16 protein-coding genes and 1 pseudogene are annotated in these 17,493 nt (G+C 67.1%); 6 read left to right on the top strand and 11 right to left on the bottom strand.

All coding sequences use genetic code 11. The features are described from left to right. The first annotated feature begins 70 nt into the window (after positions 1–70). Positions 71–622 carry a GNAT family N-acetyltransferase gene (locus tag BO221_RS14685; RefSeq protein ID WP_073561072.1) on the top strand — a complete coding sequence of 184 codons (552 nt, stop codon included), beginning with the start codon at positions 71–73 and terminating at the stop codon, positions 620–622. On the opposite strand, the gene BO221_RS14690 is transcribed toward BO221_RS14685, so the two are convergent. From BO221_RS14690 to BO221_RS14710, 5 genes and pseudogenes are all read right to left on the bottom strand, one after another. After that, complete coding sequence (locus BO221_RS14690; RefSeq protein WP_083681038.1) at positions 623–1,309, bottom strand: DNA-binding protein; 687 nt, start codon at positions 1,307–1,309, stop codon at positions 623–625. It lies immediately after the preceding gene. 52 nt (positions 1,310–1,361) lie between these two features. Then, on the bottom strand, positions 1,362–1,673 hold the full coding sequence (locus BO221_RS14695) for a hypothetical protein (protein WP_073561073.1): 312 nt from the start codon (positions 1,671–1,673) through the stop codon (positions 1,362–1,364). 126 nt (positions 1,674–1,799) lie between these two features. Next, positions 1,800–1,979: pseudogene (locus BO221_RS57615) on the bottom strand (hypothetical protein); the annotation flags it as partial. A gap of 12 nt (positions 1,980–1,991) precedes the next feature. Next, entirely contained in the window at positions 1,992–2,567 is a 576-nt protein-coding gene (locus BO221_RS14705) for a hypothetical protein (protein WP_073561074.1), read from the bottom strand. 32 nt (positions 2,568–2,599) lie between these two features. Continuing rightward, on the bottom strand, positions 2,600–3,115 hold the full coding sequence (locus BO221_RS14710; protein ID WP_073561075.1) for a helix-turn-helix domain-containing protein: 516 nt from the start codon (positions 3,113–3,115) through the stop codon (positions 2,600–2,602). Positions 3,116–3,212: 97 nt separating this feature from the next. On the opposite strand from BO221_RS14710, the gene BO221_RS14715 reads away from it, so the two are divergent. The 3 genes from BO221_RS14715 (at position 3,213) to BO221_RS14725 (ending at position 7,370) form a co-directional block, all read left to right on the top strand. Beyond that, on the top strand, positions 3,213–4,538 hold the full coding sequence (locus BO221_RS14715) for a serine hydrolase (RefSeq protein WP_083681039.1): 1,326 nt from the start codon (positions 3,213–3,215) through the stop codon (positions 4,536–4,538). Between the two features lie 68 nt (positions 4,539–4,606). Beyond that, positions 4,607–5,743, top strand: coding sequence for an epoxide hydrolase family protein (locus BO221_RS14720; RefSeq protein ID WP_073561076.1), 1,137 nt, complete (start codon positions 4,607–4,609; stop codon positions 5,741–5,743). Between the two features lie 115 nt (positions 5,744–5,858). Further along, positions 5,859–7,370 (top strand): hypothetical protein, encoded by a 1,512-nt coding sequence (locus BO221_RS14725; RefSeq protein ID WP_073561077.1) that lies wholly within the window; start codon positions 5,859–5,861, stop codon positions 7,368–7,370. Positions 7,371–7,425: 55 nt separating this feature from the next. Here BO221_RS14725 and BO221_RS14730 read toward each other — a convergent pair whose 3' ends face one another. Continuing rightward, positions 7,426–9,381, bottom strand: coding sequence for a hypothetical protein (locus BO221_RS14730; protein WP_073561078.1), 1,956 nt, complete (start codon positions 9,379–9,381; stop codon positions 7,426–7,428). A 202-nt stretch (positions 9,382–9,583) separates the two neighbouring features. On the opposite strand from BO221_RS14730, the gene BO221_RS14735 reads away from it, so the two are divergent. Beyond that, positions 9,584–11,086: a hypothetical protein gene (locus tag BO221_RS14735; RefSeq protein ID WP_233166005.1), complete on the top strand. Its 1,503-nt coding sequence runs from the start codon at positions 9,584–9,586 to the stop codon at positions 11,084–11,086. 48 nt (positions 11,087–11,134) lie between these two features. On the opposite strand, the gene BO221_RS14740 is transcribed toward BO221_RS14735, so the two are convergent. Together BO221_RS14740 and BO221_RS14745 are read right to left on the bottom strand one after the other, a co-directional pair. Beyond that, positions 11,135–11,611 (bottom strand): SMI1/KNR4 family protein, encoded by a 477-nt coding sequence (locus BO221_RS14740; protein WP_073561080.1) that lies wholly within the window; start codon positions 11,609–11,611, stop codon positions 11,135–11,137. A gap of 2 nt (positions 11,612–11,613) precedes the next feature. After that, positions 11,614–12,120 carry a hypothetical protein gene (locus tag BO221_RS14745; protein ID WP_233166007.1) on the bottom strand — a complete coding sequence of 169 codons (507 nt, stop codon included), beginning with the start codon at positions 12,118–12,120 and terminating at the stop codon, positions 11,614–11,616. A 331-nt stretch (positions 12,121–12,451) separates the two neighbouring features. On the opposite strand from BO221_RS14745, the gene BO221_RS14750 reads away from it, so the two are divergent. Continuing rightward, entirely contained in the window at positions 12,452–13,183 is a 732-nt protein-coding gene (locus BO221_RS14750; protein ID WP_083681042.1) for an FKBP-type peptidyl-prolyl cis-trans isomerase, read from the top strand. Positions 13,184–13,268: 85 nt separating this feature from the next. On the opposite strand, the gene BO221_RS14755 is transcribed toward BO221_RS14750, so the two are convergent. Genes BO221_RS14755 through BO221_RS14765 form a run of 3 tightly spaced genes read right to left on the bottom strand, consistent with a single transcriptional unit; the run spans position 13,269 to position 17,484 of the window. After that, positions 13,269–14,297 (bottom strand): hypothetical protein, encoded by a 1,029-nt coding sequence (locus tag BO221_RS14755; protein WP_198956117.1) that lies wholly within the window; start codon positions 14,295–14,297, stop codon positions 13,269–13,271. A gap of 11 nt (positions 14,298–14,308) precedes the next feature. Further along, the gene (locus BO221_RS14760; protein WP_073561082.1) at positions 14,309–15,376 is read right to left on the bottom strand and encodes a ferritin-like protein; all 1,068 of its coding nucleotides are present in this window, start codon (positions 15,374–15,376) and stop codon (positions 14,309–14,311) included. Positions 15,377–15,408: 32 nt separating this feature from the next. After that, positions 15,409–17,484: a hypothetical protein gene (locus BO221_RS14765; RefSeq protein ID WP_073561083.1), complete on the bottom strand. Its 2,076-nt coding sequence runs from the start codon at positions 17,482–17,484 to the stop codon at positions 15,409–15,411. Positions 17,485–17,493: the final 9 nt, after the last annotated feature.

Raw genomic sequence — 17,493 nt, forward strand, 5'->3', positions numbered from 1 at the left:
CGGCGGCCCTTGATGCGGGGGGAACGGGGTGCGAGAACCCGGCCCCTTCCCCACCGCTTCGGAGACCCCGGTGATTGCTCCTGGACCGACCCTGGATACCCCTCGCCTCCTCCTGCGCCCCACGGCGAAGGAGGATCTGGAAGGCTTCGCGACGCTCATCGGCGATCCGGAGTCCGCGCGCTACATCGGCGGCCTGCAACCGCGCACGATGGCCTGGCGGGCCATGAACGCCATGGCGGGCTCATGGGTGCTGAATGGCTACTCCATGTTCTCCGTGCTCGAAAAGGCGACGGGCCGCTGGGTGGGGCGCGTGGGTCCCTGGGTTCCGGAGGGCTGGCCGGGAACGGAGATCGGCTGGGGCATCCTGCGCGAGTTCTGGGGACGCGGTTACGCCACCGAGGCCTCGGCGGCGGCCATGGACTGGGCTTTCGAGCACCTCGGCTGGACCCGGATCATCCACTGCATCGATCCGGACAACGAGGCGTCCAAGCAGGTCGCGCTCCGTCTGGGCTCGCGCCTGCTGGGCCCCGGTACGCTGCCGCCGCCCTATGGCGACAGCCCGGTGGAGCTCTGGGGCCAGGAGCGCGACACCTGGCGCGCCCGGCGCAAGGGCTCGCCGTGATCAGTTCACGGTGAGGTCCGAGGGCTGCCTCGGAGCCACCTCGTAGGTGGACTCATACTGGGCGGCCAGTCCCACCACGGTGATGCTCTGGCCGGCGGTGAGCGCCTCCAGCGGGGCCTTGTTGAAGCCGGCCGACACGTGCACGAAGACCTGCACCTCGCCCGAGCCATCGTTGATGTAGAGCTTGTAGCCGTAGGGCGAGTCATCCTCGAAGGTCTGGGTGATGTTGCCCGTCACCTTCACCAGCCGGCCCTCATTGGACTCGTTGACCTCGCCCGTTTTCACGGTGGCGGGCGACACCTGCGTGGTGCCCGAGAGCACCTCGACGTCCGCGGGCTCGGCCTTGAGGATGCGCAACTTGTTCTGCTCATCCAGCGTGCCCGTGACGCGCACCCGGGCGTTCAGGCCGAAACCCAGCTTCTGGGTGACCTTCACATAGATGCCGCCGGACTCATCCTGGACCGCGAAGCCCTCGTCACCCAGTGCGGAGGTGAAGGTGCCGGGTGCCACCGAGACAGCGCCCTCGATGGTCACCGTGGTGCCGTTGGGGTTCTCGCGCCCCTCGGAGATTGTAGGGGTGCTGGAGCAACCCGCCACGCCGGTGGCGAGCGTGAGGCCGAGCAGCAGCGAGGGAAGCCAGAGGACAGCGCGGGAGGAACGTCCAACAATCGAAGAAAGTCGGGTCATGCCCGCTTTATGATCCCGCGAGTCCGTTTGAGCAACAGCTATTCGCCGCGGTTCAGCTGGCGGCGCGGCACACGTTGACGTCAGCCGTCCGCGAGGCCTGCTCATCGCCAGGCTCGAAGGACGCCTCGGGCTCCTCGCTCGTTACCTGATCGTCACCCGGGGGCGCCACCAACAGGCCGCAGTGGTTCTCCCAGTAGTCACCACAGGTGGTGATCGGAGCGCCGGCCCGCTCCCAACACGTGCACAAGAGAGTCGGCTGGGAGGGATCCCCGCACTGCTCGTCGCAGCCCGGGGGCCGGGCGGCGGCGGTGCCAGCGAGGGTGAGCGTCATGAGCAGGGGGCCAAGGATACGCGCGCGGAACATGCGGAGACTCCTGGGTGCGACGGGGGAAACCTGGATTCTACGCCCCTCCGTCATTCCAGGCCATTGCAGTTTCGAGCATCACCGGCCCATCGTGGCAATCACGTAGACGTTCCCCCTCACTTCTCAGCCGCCCTCCATCAGCAGCGCCGAGCTCACCCGTGTCAGGTACTGGTTGAGCACCCTGACCAGCGCGCGGGGGTTGTGCTGGAAGCTCTCGGAGAAGGAGGAGAAGCCGCGGATGTCGCTGAAGAAGGCGGTGAGCTCGCGCTCCTCGCCGTCCAGATTCGGGAGCTGGTCCTGCTCGATCCTTCGGCCGTCTCAGAACCAGCCCATCACCACCGCCCCCGTTCCGGAGTCACCGAGCCGTGCGGGGGCGAGCGTCCAGACGACGGAGGAACGCGACCGGGCGGCCATGGGCGCGGACTTCCCCGTGAGCGACACCACCAGCCCCCGTCCGACGGCCGCGCCGAGGGCCGGCAGCAGCGCCAGGCCCACCATGCCGGGGAGGTACTGCCTCGAATAGAAGAGCGCGGCACCACCGGCCGTGCCCACCACCGCGCCGAGCAGGGCCCCGCCCCAGGCGCCCACCGGAGCATGTCCCGACAGCAGATCCCCCAGCACCAGGCCCGCGGTGGGCCCGAGCACCGGGAAGGCGAGAAGGTGGTAGGCGGGACCGCCGAAGCCGATGCCGGCGCCGAGGAGGAACAGCGTCGAGGGCGCGCCGATCAGGAGGCCACCGCCGAGTGCCCCCAGGGAGGGGCCGAGCGCGACAGGCTCTGGCTGGGCGCGGACAGGGGCGGAGCCTTCCGGAGCTGCGTAGGCGGGAGTCTCGGAAGCTCGTGCCGGTGCGGACAGGAGCGCGAGGCAGAGAATGAACAGGGAAAGGGAGCGCATGGCGCCCGAGCATACCCGCTCTGCTCGCGGGCTCAGCGCCGGGTCTTCGCCGCCTGCCGGGCGCGGACCTTCTCGTAGGCGGCCTGTAGCTGCTCGGCGACGGTGGGGCCCTTGCGGTTCGCCGGAATACCGAGGTGGAGCTCGCGCAGCTCGGCCATGAACTGCTCCCACATGGCCGGGCCGCCCTCCTCCAGGAGCTGCGCGCGGATGCTGAGCTCCTCGCTCACGGGCAGGTACCTGCGTCCCCAGGCGCCCAGGTGCGCGAAGATGGGCACCAGCGCGATGGACTTCTCCGTCAGGCTGTAGACCGCCTTCTGCTTGTGACTGGGATCATCCGTCTTCGTGAGCATCCCCTCGTCCAGCAGCATCTTCAGACGAGCGGCCAGGATGTTGGACGAGATGCCCTCCTCCGATTGGGTCAGCAGCTCGCGGAAGTGCCGTCGGCCACCGAACACCATGTCGCGCAGGATGATGAGGCTCCAACGGTCCCCGAAGACCTCGAGAGAGAGATTGATCGGACACCCCGACCGGTGTGCTGCTGTGCTCATCCTTTTGCTCCAGGAAAAACCGGTTGCATTCTCGCACCAGTGCTCCTACCCTGCAACTGGTTGCATTTTGCAATCGGTCATAAGGAAGGAGCGGACCATGCAACGTCGAGGAAATGGCGCGGCCCCCATGGGGATCGATCGCCGGAGCTTGCTGGTGGGCGCCGCGGCGCTCGGCGCGTCGGCTGCGTGCAGTGGCACCCAGGCGAACGTGAGAACGGCACCGGATGGAGCGGGCTTTTCCAAGGAGGGGCTCGAGCGCCTGCATGCGGCGATGGCCGCTCATGTCGAACGAGGCGACCTGCCGGGCGCCGTGACGCTGGTCAGCCGCGGTGACGAAGTGCACGTGGATGCAATCGGCACGACTGCCTTTGGCGGTACGGCCCCGATGCGGCGCGACACCCTCTTCCGGATCGCCTCGATGAGCAAGCCGATCGCGGGTGTCGCGACGATGATGCTGGTGGAGGAAGGCAAGCTCCGCCTCGACGAGCCGGTGGACCGGCTGTTGCCCGAGCTCGCCAACCGCAAGGTGCTCAAGCGGCTCGACGGGCCGTTGGACGATACCGTCCCCGCGAATCGCCCGATCCTCGTCAGCGATCTGCTGACGCTGCGCATGGGCATGGGCGCGATCTTCACGCGGGACCCGTACCCCATCCTCCAGGCCATGGCCGAGAAGGGCGTCGCGGTGGGCCCCGAGCTGCCGAAGGCCCCGAGCCCGGAGGCGTGGATCAGCGCCCTCGGCACCCTGCCGCTGATGCACCAGCCGGGCGAGGTCTGGATGTACGACACCGGCTTGACCGTGCTGGGCGTGCTGCTCGCGCGAGCCGCGGGCAAGCCCCTCGGGGACTTCTACCGGGAGCGCATCTTCGAGCCCCTGGGAATGAAGGACACCGGCTTCAGCGTCCCGGCGGAGAAGCTCGAGCGGCTGGCCACCAGCTACTGGCGCAACCAGGAGACGGGGCGGTTCGATCTCTTCGACGCCGCGGGCCAGGAGAGCCGGTTCAGCAGCCCGCCGGGCTTCCCGGACTCGGCCGGTGGTCTGGTCTCGACGGCGGATGACTACCTCGCCTTCGCGCGGATGATGCTGAACAAGGGAGAGCACGGAGGCAGGCGCCTCCTCTCCGAGCGCTCCATCGAGCTCATGACGACGGATCACATCACCCCGCAGCAGAAGGCCGTGTCGCCCTTCGGCCCTGGCTTCTGGGACAAGCGCGGCTGGGGTCATGCGCTCTCCATCGTTCACAAGCACGAGCCCGGGGATCCTCGCGGGTTTGGCTGGGACGGTGGATACGGGACGTCCAGCTACTGGGATCCGCGGACGGGAGTGATCGGGGTGCTGTTGACGCAGCGGATGATGGATTCTCCGTCCGCGCCCGCCGCCTTCGTGGACTTCTGGCGCTCGGCCTACGAGGCGGTCCAGGGTTGAGGAGCGGCTGCGTCGCGATGCTTTTTTAGCATCTCTCGGCGTGGAGAGCGTGTGGCACCGTGAGCCGCATGTCTCCACGCCCCTACCGTATCGATGTGCCGCAGGACGTCCTCACCGATCTGCACCGCCGTCTCGACAACACCCGTTTCCCCGATCCACTCCCCGGTGGCCCGTGGGCGCACGGTGCGGATCTCTCCTACGTGCGCGAGCTGTGCACGTACTGGCGGCACCAGTACGACTGGCGCCGGCACGAGGCCGAGCTCAATCGCTACCCTCAATTCATGTGCGAGGTGGATGGCGTGGACATCCACTTCTGGCATGTCCGGGGAAAGGGGCCGTCTCCCCTGCCCTTGCTGCTGACCCACGGTTGGCCCGGCTCCAACTACGATTTCCATCACCTCATCGGCCCGCTGACGGATCCGGCGGCGCACGGAGGAGACGCGGCGGACGCATTCGACGTGGTCATCCCCTCGCTGCCCGGCTACGGCTTCAGCGGGAAGCCGCGCGAGCCGGGGTGGAATGCCACACGTGTCGCCGCGGCGTTCGATCGGCTCATGACGGAACACCTGGGCCATCCGCGCTATGGCGCACAGGGAGGAGACTGGGGAGGCGTCATCTCGACGACGCTCGGGGTGGAGCACGCGGAGCACCTGGTGGGCATCCACCTCAATATGGCGATCGCGGGGCCGCCACCCGGAGAAGAACAAAGCGAGCTGGCTCGAGCATATGGCCAGAAGGCGGCGGTGCTCCTGGCGACGGAGCTGAGCCACACCCAGGTCCAGAGCACCAAGCCCATGTCCCTGACCATCGGGCAGAGCGACTCACCCGCGGGGCTCGCCGCGTGGATCGTCGAGAAGTTCCGGACCTGGAGTGATTGCGGTGGGGAGCTGGAGCGGGTGCTCTCCAAGGACTGGCTGCTGACCAACCTGATGTTCTATTGGGCGACGAACAGCGCCGCGAGTGCGGCCAATCTGTACTACGAGACATTTGGCATGCAGCGTGTGGAGCAGAGCAGCCCGGTGCGGGTGCCCACGGCGGTGGCGGTGTTCCCCAAGGAGATTCCCCTGCCCCCTCGGCACTGGTTGGAAGCCCGGTACAACCTGAGGCGCTACACGGAGATGGCACGGGGAGGCCACTTCGCCTCCGTCGACGCGCCCGACCTGCTCCTCGAGGACGTGCGCACATTCTTCCGTGATCTTCGCTAGAGGCACTCCCCCTCTCCCTCTGGGAGAGGGCCGGGGTGAGGGTCTACTCTATCCGTGGATGTCAGGGCCCACGAACCCCGGTACGGGAGACCTCGGAGGAGAGGGCACGGCCGGATTGGCTATCAACACGGGCTGCACGGATCCGGCGCTGGTCTCCGCGATGAGCTGGTTCGACAAGGACAGCACGGACCCGGCGAAGAACGGCTCCCTCGTCTACGACAGCGACCCCGACTTCTACTCTCCGTTCTTCGAGCCGAACAAATTCTACTTCTCTCGAGGCCGGCGCATCGCGTGGATGGTGAAGGAGTACCCGTACTCTCTCGATTCCTCCCTCACCGGGCTGAACAACTACAGCGACACGCTGAGTGCCTGCTACGGATCGGTGGGTTGGGACCTCGATAGCTATCCCTACTCGCCCATGGCACCGCTCATCCAGGAGTGCATGAGCTGCCTGAACACCAAGGGCTGGTGGCGGGGTCCCATCGTGACGGCGAATACCTCGCCGTACCAGAATGGCCCTACCCCGGAGATCGGTCAGCCACCGCTGCCTCCCGAGGCGTATCGCAAGTGGGTGCTCAGCGGCCGGGTCCTCAACGTGCGTCCGCCCAAGTTCGTGATCGCGCGCAAGGTGCTCAAGGACGTCATCAGCACGGTGCCCAACACGCGCATGGGCGTGGCCACGTTCGGCAGGGACCACGGCTGGTTTGATCCGCCGGAGGTGCTCGCCAGGCTGCGTCCGGCCTGCGATCAGTCCTACCCCACCTTGAACGAGGCCAGTCTGGACCGGGTTGGGCTGAAGCGGGCCGTCAACAACGTGCGCTTCAACAACTACGAGCGCTCCATCGGCGAGGCCCTGTTCGGCCTGGGGGGCTACTTCTCCTCGCAGACGATAGATAACAAGTGGCAGAACTGGTTCAAGCAGCCCATCAACCCCGGGTCCTTCGGCTGGCCGGGTTGCTGCAACGGTGGCACCTACGACAGCCCGTACACGGGAGCGTCGGGGCTCTATTGGGGCGTGGACTACGTCGAGTGGCTGAAGACGCCCTACTACAACCCGTCGACCGGAGCCTATCTGCCGGGTCAGCCCTGGGAGGAGCCCGGTGTTTCGCGGTCCGTGTGCTTCAATGCCCAGGCCAATGCCGTCATCGTGGTGAGCGGTGGAACGCCCTATTCCGACAACACGGTGCCCATCACCAAGATGATGGAGCTCCTCGAGGCGAACGGAGCCAGGCACGACGATGGCTCGTTGCTCAGGTTCGACCCGTACAACCCCGACACGAACCCCGACGTGGGCGGCGTGAACTACTGCGACCAGTTCGGCACCACCAAGGAGGCATGCGACTACACCGACTACAACTGGCCGGCTGGCCACGGCGTGGGCAACAAGAACTTCATGGATGACGTGGCGTTCTTCATGTCTCGCATGGATCTGCGCGACGACATGCCGGGCAAGCAGACGATGCGCACGTTCGTCGTCGGCTACGGAGACAGCAGCCCCATGCTCAAGAGCATCGCGATGGCGGGCAAGGGCAGCTTCTTCCGTGCGGACAAGCCGGGCGAGCTGCGGGACTTCATCATGTTCGCGCTCGGCCAGAGCCGCATGAACAACGCCTGCTCTACGCCGTAGGCCCCCCTCACCCTCTGGGGAGAGGGGGACCTCTCCCTGAGGGTGAGGGAATACCTCAGTCGCCGATCTGCAGGGTGCCGGGCGGCGGATTGTTTCCGCCGTCCGAGAGGCCGAAGAGCTCCTGGACCACGCGGAACTCGTTGTACACGGGCGAGCCGGCCAGGATGCTCGCCGCCTGGGTGGGGTCGAGCGGATTGCCGTCGTAATCGGACAGCAGGCCACCCAGGCCCATGTGGCCCATGGGCTGCTCGCGGGCCCGCTCCTGCAACTGCTGCATCTGCTCGCGGGTGAGCGTCAGGACCAGGGGCTCATCGCTGTCGCGGGCGGCCTTGGCCTGGGCCTCGTCACCGGTGTAGGCGTACACCATGATCTCCCGCATGTTCGGATCATCCGTGTCGAACTTGTACGTGTAGCTCTCGCTGCCCGGGATGAGATTGCCCTCCTGGTCGAAGCGCTGCGAGATGTTGAGGTCCGGGTGATCGCCCCCGTACACCAGGTCCAGCGAGCGCGTCGTCGTCCCGTCCGGGTGGTGGGTGATGAGCAGGTCGCCGGTGTTCGTGGCGCCCTCGGCGCTCAGCTCGATGGGACCGAGTTCGAGCCCGAACTCGCTCTGCGACTCGTACGTCACCCGCTCCAGGTGCAGGGCGTTGCTCACCCCTGCCCCATCCTGCTCCGGCATCCGGCCAGTCGTGCGGAAGGAGTTGTAGGCCTCCTGGCCCTGGGGGTTGGACAGGTCGAACGTGGCCGTGCGCAGCTGGTAGTTGGTGAGGGTGTCGGTGCGGCCGGCGGACACGGAGACGGGGCCCACGCCCACGCTGATCTTCCCCTCGTTCTCGATGAACTGCTTGGGGCCGGCCGTCACCTGCACGCTGTCGCCGGTGCGGCGCATCTCGATCATCATGCCCTCGCCCTCGCGGATGTCGCTGGACATGCCCAGCTCGGCCGCGTGGTAGGAGACGCCCGCCTCCATGGAGGTGCCGGTGAACTGCGACTGCTCGAGGCGCACCGAGCCGCCGTCCGGCAGCGTGTTCGGATCCAGCGGATGGGGCGGAGGAATCTCGCCGCGCCGCATGCGCTCGAAGTCCGCCTCCGACATCCGCACCTCGTACGTCATCTGATTGCCGGCGGAGACGCCCCCGCCCACGGACACGGCCTTGAGCTCCAGCTCACCCGTGGCGGACACCGAGGTCTCCGCGTTCATGGTGACGGTGACGTAGCCGTCCTCGCGCTCCACCTCGCTCTCGAGGGAGGAGCTGAACTCCACCTGCACCGGCCCGGGCTGATCCGGGTAGTTCACGGTGACGGGGCCCACCTGGGCGCTGCCGGTGGAGACGTTGTAGTCCTGGGGGTTGGCCGGGTCGGGCAGGTTGTCGGGGACGCTGGGCGGCTGGTCGGCCACCATCATGCGCTGCAGCTCGGGAGACACGTTGGCCGAGGCCAGGGCCTTCGCGCGCTCGGGCGAGCCGGGCTCGGTGGCGAAGATTTTGGCGGCGGTGGTGCCGGGGATCGAGCCCACCTCGCGGTACTGGGGCTGCTCGCGCAGGTACGCCTGCATGTCGTCGTAGCTCTTGCCGCTGCTGGGATCGAGGATGCGCTCGCCCTGGCGCACCACCACGTGGCCGGTCTGTCCCTCCTGGCCGGCGCGCTGATCCTCCAGGAAGACCATCTCCGAGCGGGCCTGGAGCTGGGGCGTGCTCTTGGAGATGAAGTCCGCGGCCTGGTCCAGGCAGTTCACGCTGCCGTCGCGGTTGTTCTCGGTGAAGAGCGAGGAGGCCGGGGGGGCGGCGTTGCCATCCAGCTTCAGGGTGTTGCGGGCCGCCTGGGGCTGGAAGCTCGACTGCGACTGCTGCGCCGCCGCGCGCGCCGCCTGGGCCGCGGCTTGGGCAGCCGCCTCGCGTGCCGCCCGGGCAGCGGCCTCACGCGCCGCCTGAGCCGCGGCCTCACGCGCCGCCTGGGCCGCCGCCTGCGCGGCATTGGAGGCCCCACCACCGTCCATGCGCTTGATGCTCATCTCATCTCCTTGGAAATTTGCTCTCCCCCATTGTCGCCCGGGTCCTCTCGGGGTTGCGTCGCGAGATCGGATTTTTTCGCGATATCCGGGAATGATTCCCGCGTTTATGCGAAGGGGACCCACACTTCCCCACGCATCCGTTGACTTCGGTAATACCACCAGTTAATCAGGTTTTACTCTTGTTCCAACTCTGGAGGGCTGTATGCAGCAGCGAGTCGCGGCTGGTTCCCTTCGCTGTGCCCTGTTGAGCGGGTTGCTCGCGCTGATGGCCTGTGGCGGTACCGGGGTGGAATGGGCCCCGGACGAGGAGCCGCTGGGCACCCGGCGGGCGGCGATGTGCGCCGGCTCGAGCGTCACCAGCCTGTCCATGGTGGGCATCAGCCAGTACTACGGCGAGCTGGCCGGAAGCGGGAACTGGGCGGTGGCCTACCCCGCCAATGCGATCCGGTTGGAGTACTACCTCGATGGCGTCCTGCGCAGCTACGACGAGCGCCCCGGCGCCTCTGGCGGCTGGAACTTCAGCACCGCGGGGTTGACCTGCGGCTTGCGCACCTTCGAGGTCAAGGCCATCCCCATGGTCATCGACAGTGCGGGCAACCGCACCGTCTGCGTGGACAGTCCCAGACGGTTCTCCCAGCCCGTCCTCGAGTCCTGCCCCACCGTCTCCGCGGGCAACGCGCACACGCTGGCGTTGAATCGGGAAGGGCTCGTCTGGGCCTGGGGCCGCAACGATTCCAGCCAGGTCGGTGATGGGACGACCACCACCCGCTCATCGCCTGTGCAGGTAACGGGTCTCGGGGATGTCGTCACCGTGGTGGCGGGCTACTTCCACTCCGTGGCGCTGCGGAAGGATGGCACCGTCTGGACGTGGGGCTCCAACGAGTATGGCGAGCTCGGGGATGGGACGACCACCAACCGTTCGAGGCCCGTGCAGGTGGTGGGCCTGAACAATGTCTCCGCCATCTCCGCGGGCGGCTACCACTCGATGGCGCTGAAGAAGGACGGCACCGTGTGGACCTGGGGCCGCAACCACTACGGCGAGCTCGGGGATGGAACGCTCACCCAGCGCCCGACGCCCGTGCAGGTGGGGCTCAGCGGCATCACGGCCATCACCGCGGGCGACTGGCACATGCTGGCACGCAAGCAGGACGGCACCGTCTGGGCGTGGGGCAACAACGGTTGGGGCCAGCTCGGGGACGGGACCACTACCCACCGCACGACGCCGGTGCGGGTGCTCGGCCTGAGCGGTGTCACGGCCCTCAGCGCGGGCTTCATCCACTCGGTGGTGCAGCGGCAGGACAACACCTTCTGGAGCTGGGGCTACAACTATTACGGCCAGCTCGGGGACGGGACGCGCACCGATCGGTGGACGCCCGTGCAGGTGGCGGGCCTCGGCGGCGGCATCGCCATCACCACGGGCTCCGACCACACCCTGGCGAGGAAGCAGGACGGCACCGTCTGGGCGTGGGGCACCAATTACAGCGGCCAGCTCGGGGATGGGACGACCACCCAGCGCCTGACGCCCACGCAGGTGGTGGGCCTCGGCAGTGTCGCCACGGTCGACGGTGGAGCCTTCCACACCGTGGCGCGCAAGCAGGACGGCACCGTGTGGACCTGGGGCAACAACAGCTACGGCCAGCTTGGGGATGGGACGACCACCCAGCGCCTGACGCCCGTGCGGGTGGTGGGCATCAACCTTCCGTGAAGGGCCCGTCCAGGACGTCATGACGTCGCCGGGGGTTGATGGGTTGAATTACCTCTTCCCCAGCCAGTACGAGCGGCCCTTGCTGCGCAGCACCTGCTCCAGGAACTCGGAGAACGAACCGGCGATCTGCTCGCAGTAGGCCGGATTTGGCCATGTCTCGTGGTCGCCGTCCAAGAGGGGGTAACGATTGTTCTGCTGCTGGGCCACGTCCACCACCACATAGTTGCCGTCCTGCACGTCGCAGAGGGCATACATCGAGGCCGGGCCCCACTGGTCGTCATCCTCGCGACGAATGGCCACCCTCGCCCGGACGATCTCGGACAGGGGAAGCATCTGGTAGGGGGCCTCTGGCAACCGCTTGAACAACTCGGCTCCGTTGCAATGCAGATAGAAGGCCCGCAGGTCCGGGTCCAACTTCCAGCCCACCCGCTGCTCGAAGGCTTCGATCTCCTCGAGCGTGGCGGGCGAATAGGGGAAATGGTCGCGGGAGACCTCTTCGAGCAAGCTGCTCATGGACGTGGCCATCGTCAGTAATCCGTATAGGGCAGGTCGGGTCCCACTGTATTCCAGGGGGCCTGACCTGCGTAGCAAACGGGGTAGGCCTTGTTGTAGATGTCGTGGACGATCGGCTCGGCGGGAAAGATGTTGTTGGGGTCCACCGGGTCTCCTCCGTGCCAGAGATCCCGGATGTGGTGGCCGGGCCAGTATCTGCCACCTTCGGAAGGCCATTCTCCGAACCTCTTGCTCCAATCCCGGCGGAAGGACTCCCTCACGCCTTCCCAGGCATCACGCAGGGGTTTCTTCTCCGTTGGCGCCAGCGTGCGGTAGTCGCAGCAGCAGTGATAGATGCCGTAGCGGCTCCCAGCCTTCACGGGAACGGGCAAGAGGACGAGGCTTCCCTCCCAATCGAATTTGAAGTCGGCCAGCCACATGCACCCCTTGAGCGTGTGGCCCTTGCTGGCGCACTCCGTCTGACACCCGTTCATGAACTCTCGGCGGCATTGCCAGGGACCGTAGTAGAGCGTCGTCTTCATCCGCCCTCCCGGCACGTTCAACCAGGGCAGTTCCCTCTTCCTCGCGGGTTGAACTCCTGGAGAGGGCGAAGGGCCAGACCCGCCCGTGCCCCAGGCTGTCGAGAATCCGGTGTGGAGCACCAACAGCACAACCGTTCCTGCCAGCTTCATGGGAATTCCCGTTGTTGGTCCCCGCCAGCAGGACCGTCGTGAATTGAGAGCAAGACGCCTCTTGAGAACATGTCACTCTTTCTCGCTGACCGGTCGCACGTTGCGTTCTGGCGAAGACAGCATGAGCGCGCTACGAGAAGGGCCGCATCGGGAGCGGTAGAGCCCGGGAAAGAGGAGACGGATGAACTCGCGGATGTCGTGGGCAGGTGCGGCCGTGATGCTGTTCACCCTCGGGGGCTGCGCATCGCAGCAGGGTGCCCAGAAGACGCCTTCGGAGGTGCTCGCCAAGGGAGAGCCCCAGTCCGAGGAGCAGAAGCTGTTCTACGCGCTCGGCGTCACCGTGGGCCGGCAGGTCCAGGTCTTCGACATGACGCCCGCGGAACTGGAGTTCATGCTGGCGGGCCTCAGGGCACAGGTGAAGGGCGAGAAGCCCGCGGTGGACATCCCGACCTACGGGCCGAAGCTGCCGGAGCTGGCGCGTACCCGCTCCACCGCCCGCGCGGAGAAAGAGAAGGAGAAGGCCAAGGGCTTCCTGGAGCAGGCGGCCAAGGAGGAGGGCGCGGTGCGCACCGAGTCCGGCCTCATCTACAAGTCGCTGACGGAGGGCACCGGGGCGCAGCCGGGTCCGAGCGACACCGTGAAGGTGAACTACCGGGGCACGCTGCTGGATGGCACGGAGTTCGACAGCTCTCACAAGCGCAATGAACCGATGCAGATCCCACTCAACGGCGTCATCAAGTGCTGGACCGAGGGCCTGCAGATGATGAAGGTGGGCGGCAAGGCGAGGCTGGTGTGCCCGTCCGACCTGGCCTACGGCGACCGTGGCACGCAGGGCATCCCCGGTGGCTCGACGCTGCTGTTCGAGGTGGAGCTGCTCGAGGTGATGCAGAAGGACGAGGCGCCCGCCGAGTAAGGCCGGCGCCTCGCCGATGGGCCCTTGTCTCAGGGGGGCCCTGCCGGCACGTCCCGCTGCCCTGCCCCGCCCTCTCCAGTGGAGCCTAACGCTTGCGGCCGATGGTGCCCCAGGTGGGGGCGGGCTTGCCGGACTTCAACAGGGCGTTGGGCGTGTTCGGTGGATCGAACAACTGGCACCTGGGCAGGGTCTTCGGATCGAGTCCGCTCACCTGGTCCCAGGTCTTCGCCGGGTCGGGCCGGATCATCGCGAAGTCGGTGTAGTTCTGGCTGACGATCGGGGCATTGGCGGGCGCCACGGGGTAGCCGGAGAAGTAGAACGACTGCGGGTGGCGGTAGGGAGGCGCGGCGGTGTCCACCCGGTCGGGCGTCGCCGTACTGTCGAAGGCATAGCCGAACAGGATCCCCCCGGCCTGGGTCTGGTCGGGGCTGGCGCCTGTCTGGATGGGCTTGCCCGTGGCGTGGTCCACCCAGAAGGAGTAGCCCTGCACCCGTCCCCCGAGCTGTGCGCTGTCGCCCTGGCTGTAGGGCAGGTGCTTGACGAAGTCGCGCCGCGGCGGATGGTTGCGAGGCGAGAACAGGCAGACCGGCGGCATGCCCTCGGGCCGGTCGGAGTCGTAGGTCACGAAGAAGGCCGTGTCCCCCAGCGAGATGAACGAGCAGGTGTAGTTGCTGGGGAGCGGGAAGATCGGCAGACAGCGCTTCTCGTAGTGCTCCATCATCGCGCCCTGGCCGCCGTTCCAGGTGCTGTCGTAGTAGGTCGTGCCGTACGAGACCTCATAGTCCTGGCCTTCGACGAGGGGCGCGGGGGGCTTGCCATCGTAGGGCGGCAGGTGGGTCTCGTAGTTGTTGAAGACCCGGTACATCGTCCAGTTGGACGTCCAGTACTCCGGATACACGGGGTTGGCCGGCTCGCCCGGGCCTCGGGTGTACTCGCACTGGCGGTTGGCACACTCACTGGCGTGCGAGGAGTTGTGCACGCCATACGTGGCATAGACGTCGTCCGCGTCCCCATCGGCTCGGGTGGCGGACTTGCTGCAAGCGAAGCCTCCCAGCGACAGGGCCAGGGTCAGGGCGGAGACAGGAACCAGGGGCGGACGGGAAGCAAGGGACATGAGCGGGCTCCTTAGGAAACGACCTGGGGGACGTACTCGAACGTGAGGCCGGTACTCTGGGCCGGGTTGTTGGGATCCGGCTGCGTCAGCACCTCGTAGGCGAGGATTCGGAGCTGATACATGAGGCCCAGGACCGTGTTCAGCCGCTGAGGCTGGCCCCGGAACACGGTGTCGAGCCCCAGGAGGATCTGCATGTACGCCTGGTTGAACTCGTCCACCAACCGCCGCGCGCGCGTACCGGCGGGATACATGGACGCACTGGCGTTCGGCGTCATCGGGAACACCTGGCCCTCGTCGAGCTTCACATCCGCGCCGGTATAGGACCAGCCCGGGGCCGGATCCTGGACGAGCAGCGCGCCGTAGTAGATCTCCCCGAAGCGGTAGAAGTGCGCGGGATCACCATCCTCGTCGACGGGGGAACTCGTCGCTCCCTCGCCCTCGGAGACAATGACATTCACGGCGCGCTTCGCATCCTCCAGGGAGGTGATGGGGAACCAGTCCGTCTTCCGGAACCAGGCCGACCCCGTCGTCTCCGGGGTGACCTGGGCGGATGCCGGGCCCCAGGTGACCGGCATGGACTCGAGCTTGCCGATCAAGGTCTCGTAGAAGTCGCCGATGGTGGGGTACGGCCCCGGGGGAGCAGCCGGATACTGGGAGGTGCCTCCGTTCTTCAGCGGCAGCGCGAGCGGCTCTTGGGGCTGCTCGATGCGCATGAAGGTGTCGTAGATGAGCGCCTGCGAGCAGGGCTCGAGGCCGACTTGCAGATCATCGTCCACCTGCATGGGCAGGGGGCCCGGGTAGCTCGGCACGAATCCGGGGGCGGAGAAGGCCGGCTTGCCACCCAGGGCGACGAGCAGGTTCGCCGCGATCGTCATGTGCAGCATCTCCTCGCGCACGATGGAGGTGATGATCTTGGCGGCGGCCGGGTTGGTGCCGGGCTTCAGGCTGTAGAGCGCCGTCAGGTAGGGCGGAATGGTGGAGTGCTCGAGCTGGATGGCGGCCAGGAGGAACTCATGGAGATCCGCCTGGGTCGTGACTTGCCGCAGACGCTGGAGCAGGTTCTGTTTCACGCGCAGCATGGAGGTTTCCTTTCACCGTGCGTCGGAACGGTTCACGCCTTCTCGCTGCCACTCTTGACGGACTGGCTCTTCTTCACACGGCCGGCGGCGGCCGAGGCGGCCGCCTTGTCCAACACGGGGATGGGAGCTCCCGGCCGCGCCGCCACCCGGCGCTTCGAGACCGCGGGAGCCGCGGCGACGGCCGTCTTGCCCTGGACCTTGCGCAGGTAGGCCAGCAGTGTCTGCTGCATGGCCGGGGGCATGTCGCGCGTCACGGGCATGTAGTTCGGGTCGTTCATGCCCAGAGCGAAAGCCATCTCGATGATGGCCGCGTTGGCCGTGACGGCGTCCTTGTTGGAGAGATCGACGAGCCGCTTGCTCATGACCGGGTAGAGGTTGCCGTACTGGGTGAAGAGAGGAGCCACGTCTTCCCAGCTCGGATCGAGGTTCACCGCATAGCCGTCGCGCACATGGAGGTAGACGGCGTCGAGCATGTGCTGCTGGCCCGTCGGGCTCTTCCAGTCCGCGGTCTCCTGGAGTGAGTACAGGAGGGTGTAGATCTGGCCATTCATGTAGGGAGCGGCGAGCGCGGGCTGCTTCTGGGGCTGCTCGTCCCCTGTCAGCTCGGGGGGCGTGTAATAGACGAGCCGGGCCCCATTTGGATCGGTGGCCGTGACGCTCAGGGCCGTGCGTCCCTGGGAGAAGGCCGAGGTCGTCTGGGAGACGGCGTCGAGAGGCCAGCCCATGATGGGCACGGGAATGTCCAGCGCCTGGTTGCCAGTGCCCGAATCGGTGGCGGCTCCCTGCTGCTGCACGTTCAGGCCCGTGCTGTCGAGGGGAACGCCCCACTGCGCGGCGTAGACGGACACGTCGACGGAGTCCGTGGGCTGGGGATCGGGGAACTGGCTCTGTGGGTCGAGGCGCTGGACGAACTCATCGGCGCGGACCAGGTAGCCCATCACGGTCTCGCGGGCCTCGAGCGTGTGGGTCTGGAGCAGCTCCCGGGTCGCGGTCCGGACGAGCGCCAGCGGGTGGTCCTTGATGAGCGCCTGGGCCTCGGGAGGCAGCGTCAGCCGGACGATGCCCGCGGTGGTCTCCAGCCAGCCCGGCTCCGTGTACGGGATGTCGCCGATCGTCACGAACTGGCTCGGGGTGAGCGTGGCGCCGGTGGGCAGGAAGGTGGGCTGCCCATTCGAGACGGTGTCGGCCACGGTCAGCACCGCCAGCGACAACTGGCCGAGGTCCGTCCGGACGTTCGCGTCGGCATCCAGGGGAATGGTGTTGCCGAGGTCCACGGAGACGCTGCTGGATGCCGTGTCGACCATGGCATCGAAGTAGCTGAAGCCGCCTGGGAGTCCTGGGGGCGTGGTCGTGGGAGCGAAGCGGCGGCCCAGCACGAAGGTCTTCGGCTCGTCAGGCAGCGAGACACCGATGGCGCCGGCCACATTGCCGAACGTGTAACCCTGCGCCGCGGGGTTGTTGACGTAGTTGCGCCCGTATTTGTACAGGCTGATCCGGATGGAGAGTGCCGCCTCGGGACCGTAGCGGTCCACCAGGTTCCGGAGCTGGTCCAGCACCTTCGACGCGACCCGGGGCGCCGGGTCCCAGACGAGGTTCTGAAGGATCGAGGTGTAGACGGCGCCCAGCGACTGCTGGTTGGGCGCGGTTCTCGGCTGCCGGGAGACGAGATCGCGGAACGAAGCGGGCCAGAAGTCTCCGGCGACATAGCCAGGACCGGTCCCGTCCGTCAGCCGGACACCCATGCCCCAGATGGCCGACACCATCTGCATCTGCGGATCGAGATCCACCATCTTTCCGGCCGAGCGGCCCAGCGCATTGCCGACGAGGAGGCCAATGGCCGGGTCCTGAGTGGAGTTCGTGACCCAGGTACCATCGGCCCAGAGGGCGCCCTTGACCTGGCAGTTGATCAACCGGAAGGCGCCCGAGCCGTCGGGGTTCCACCAGCCGCCATCGGTGGGAGGAGGCGGACTCTCGTAGGTGGGCTGCTGCTCCTGGAAGGAGGGTTGGAAGTCTTTGTTGGAGTAATGCCGGACGTCGTTGTTGACCGTCGAGACATCGGCTTGGAACAGCCCAGAGAACGTGATGCGGGGTCCGACCAGATAGCTCATCTGTGCTTC

Source organism: Archangium sp. Cb G35 (assembly GCF_001896145.1).
Lineage (GTDB): Bacteria > Myxococcota > Myxococcia > Myxococcales > Myxococcaceae > Archangium > Archangium violaceum.

Bases quoted from the DNA above. Each gene is read 5' to 3' on its own strand.
- BO221_RS14715 (WP_083681039.1), top strand. From the start codon at position 3,213: ATGCAACGTCGAGGAAATGGCGCGGCCCCCATGGGGATCGATCGCCGG.
- BO221_RS14735 (WP_233166005.1), top strand. From the start codon at position 9,584: ATGCAGCAGCGAGTCGCGGCTGGTTCCCTTCGCTGTGCCCTGTTGAGC.
- BO221_RS14730 (WP_073561078.1), bottom strand. From the start codon at position 9,381: ATGAGCATCAAGCGCATGGACGGTGGTGGGGCCTCCAATGCCGCGCAG.
- BO221_RS14710 (WP_073561075.1), bottom strand. From the start codon at position 3,115: ATGAGCACAGCAGCACACCGGTCGGGGTGTCCGATCAATCTCTCTCTC.
- BO221_RS14695 (WP_073561073.1), bottom strand. From the start codon at position 1,673: ATGTTCCGCGCGCGTATCCTTGGCCCCCTGCTCATGACGCTCACCCTC.
- BO221_RS14760 (WP_073561082.1), bottom strand. From the start codon at position 15,376: ATGCTGCGCGTGAAACAGAACCTGCTCCAGCGTCTGCGGCAAGTCACG.
- BO221_RS14720 (WP_073561076.1), top strand. From the start codon at position 4,607: ATGTCTCCACGCCCCTACCGTATCGATGTGCCGCAGGACGTCCTCACC.
- BO221_RS14755 (WP_198956117.1), bottom strand. From the start codon at position 14,297: ATGTCCCTTGCTTCCCGTCCGCCCCTGGTTCCTGTCTCCGCCCTGACC.
- BO221_RS14745 (WP_233166007.1), bottom strand. From the start codon at position 12,120: ATGAAGACGACGCTCTACTACGGTCCCTGGCAATGCCGCCGAGAGTTC.
- BO221_RS14740 (WP_073561080.1), bottom strand. From the start codon at position 11,611: ATGGCCACGTCCATGAGCAGCTTGCTCGAAGAGGTCTCCCGCGACCAT.
- BO221_RS14765 (WP_073561083.1), bottom strand. From the start codon at position 17,484: ATGAGCTATCTGGTCGGACCCCGCATCACGTTCTCTGGGCTGTTCCAA.
- BO221_RS14690 (WP_083681038.1), bottom strand. From the start codon at position 1,309: ATGACCCGACTTTCTTCGATTGTTGGACGTTCCTCCCGCGCTGTCCTC.
- BO221_RS14705 (WP_073561074.1), bottom strand. From the start codon at position 2,567: ATGCGCTCCCTTTCCCTGTTCATTCTCTGCCTCGCGCTCCTGTCCGCA.
- BO221_RS14750 (WP_083681042.1), top strand. From the start codon at position 12,452: ATGAACTCGCGGATGTCGTGGGCAGGTGCGGCCGTGATGCTGTTCACC.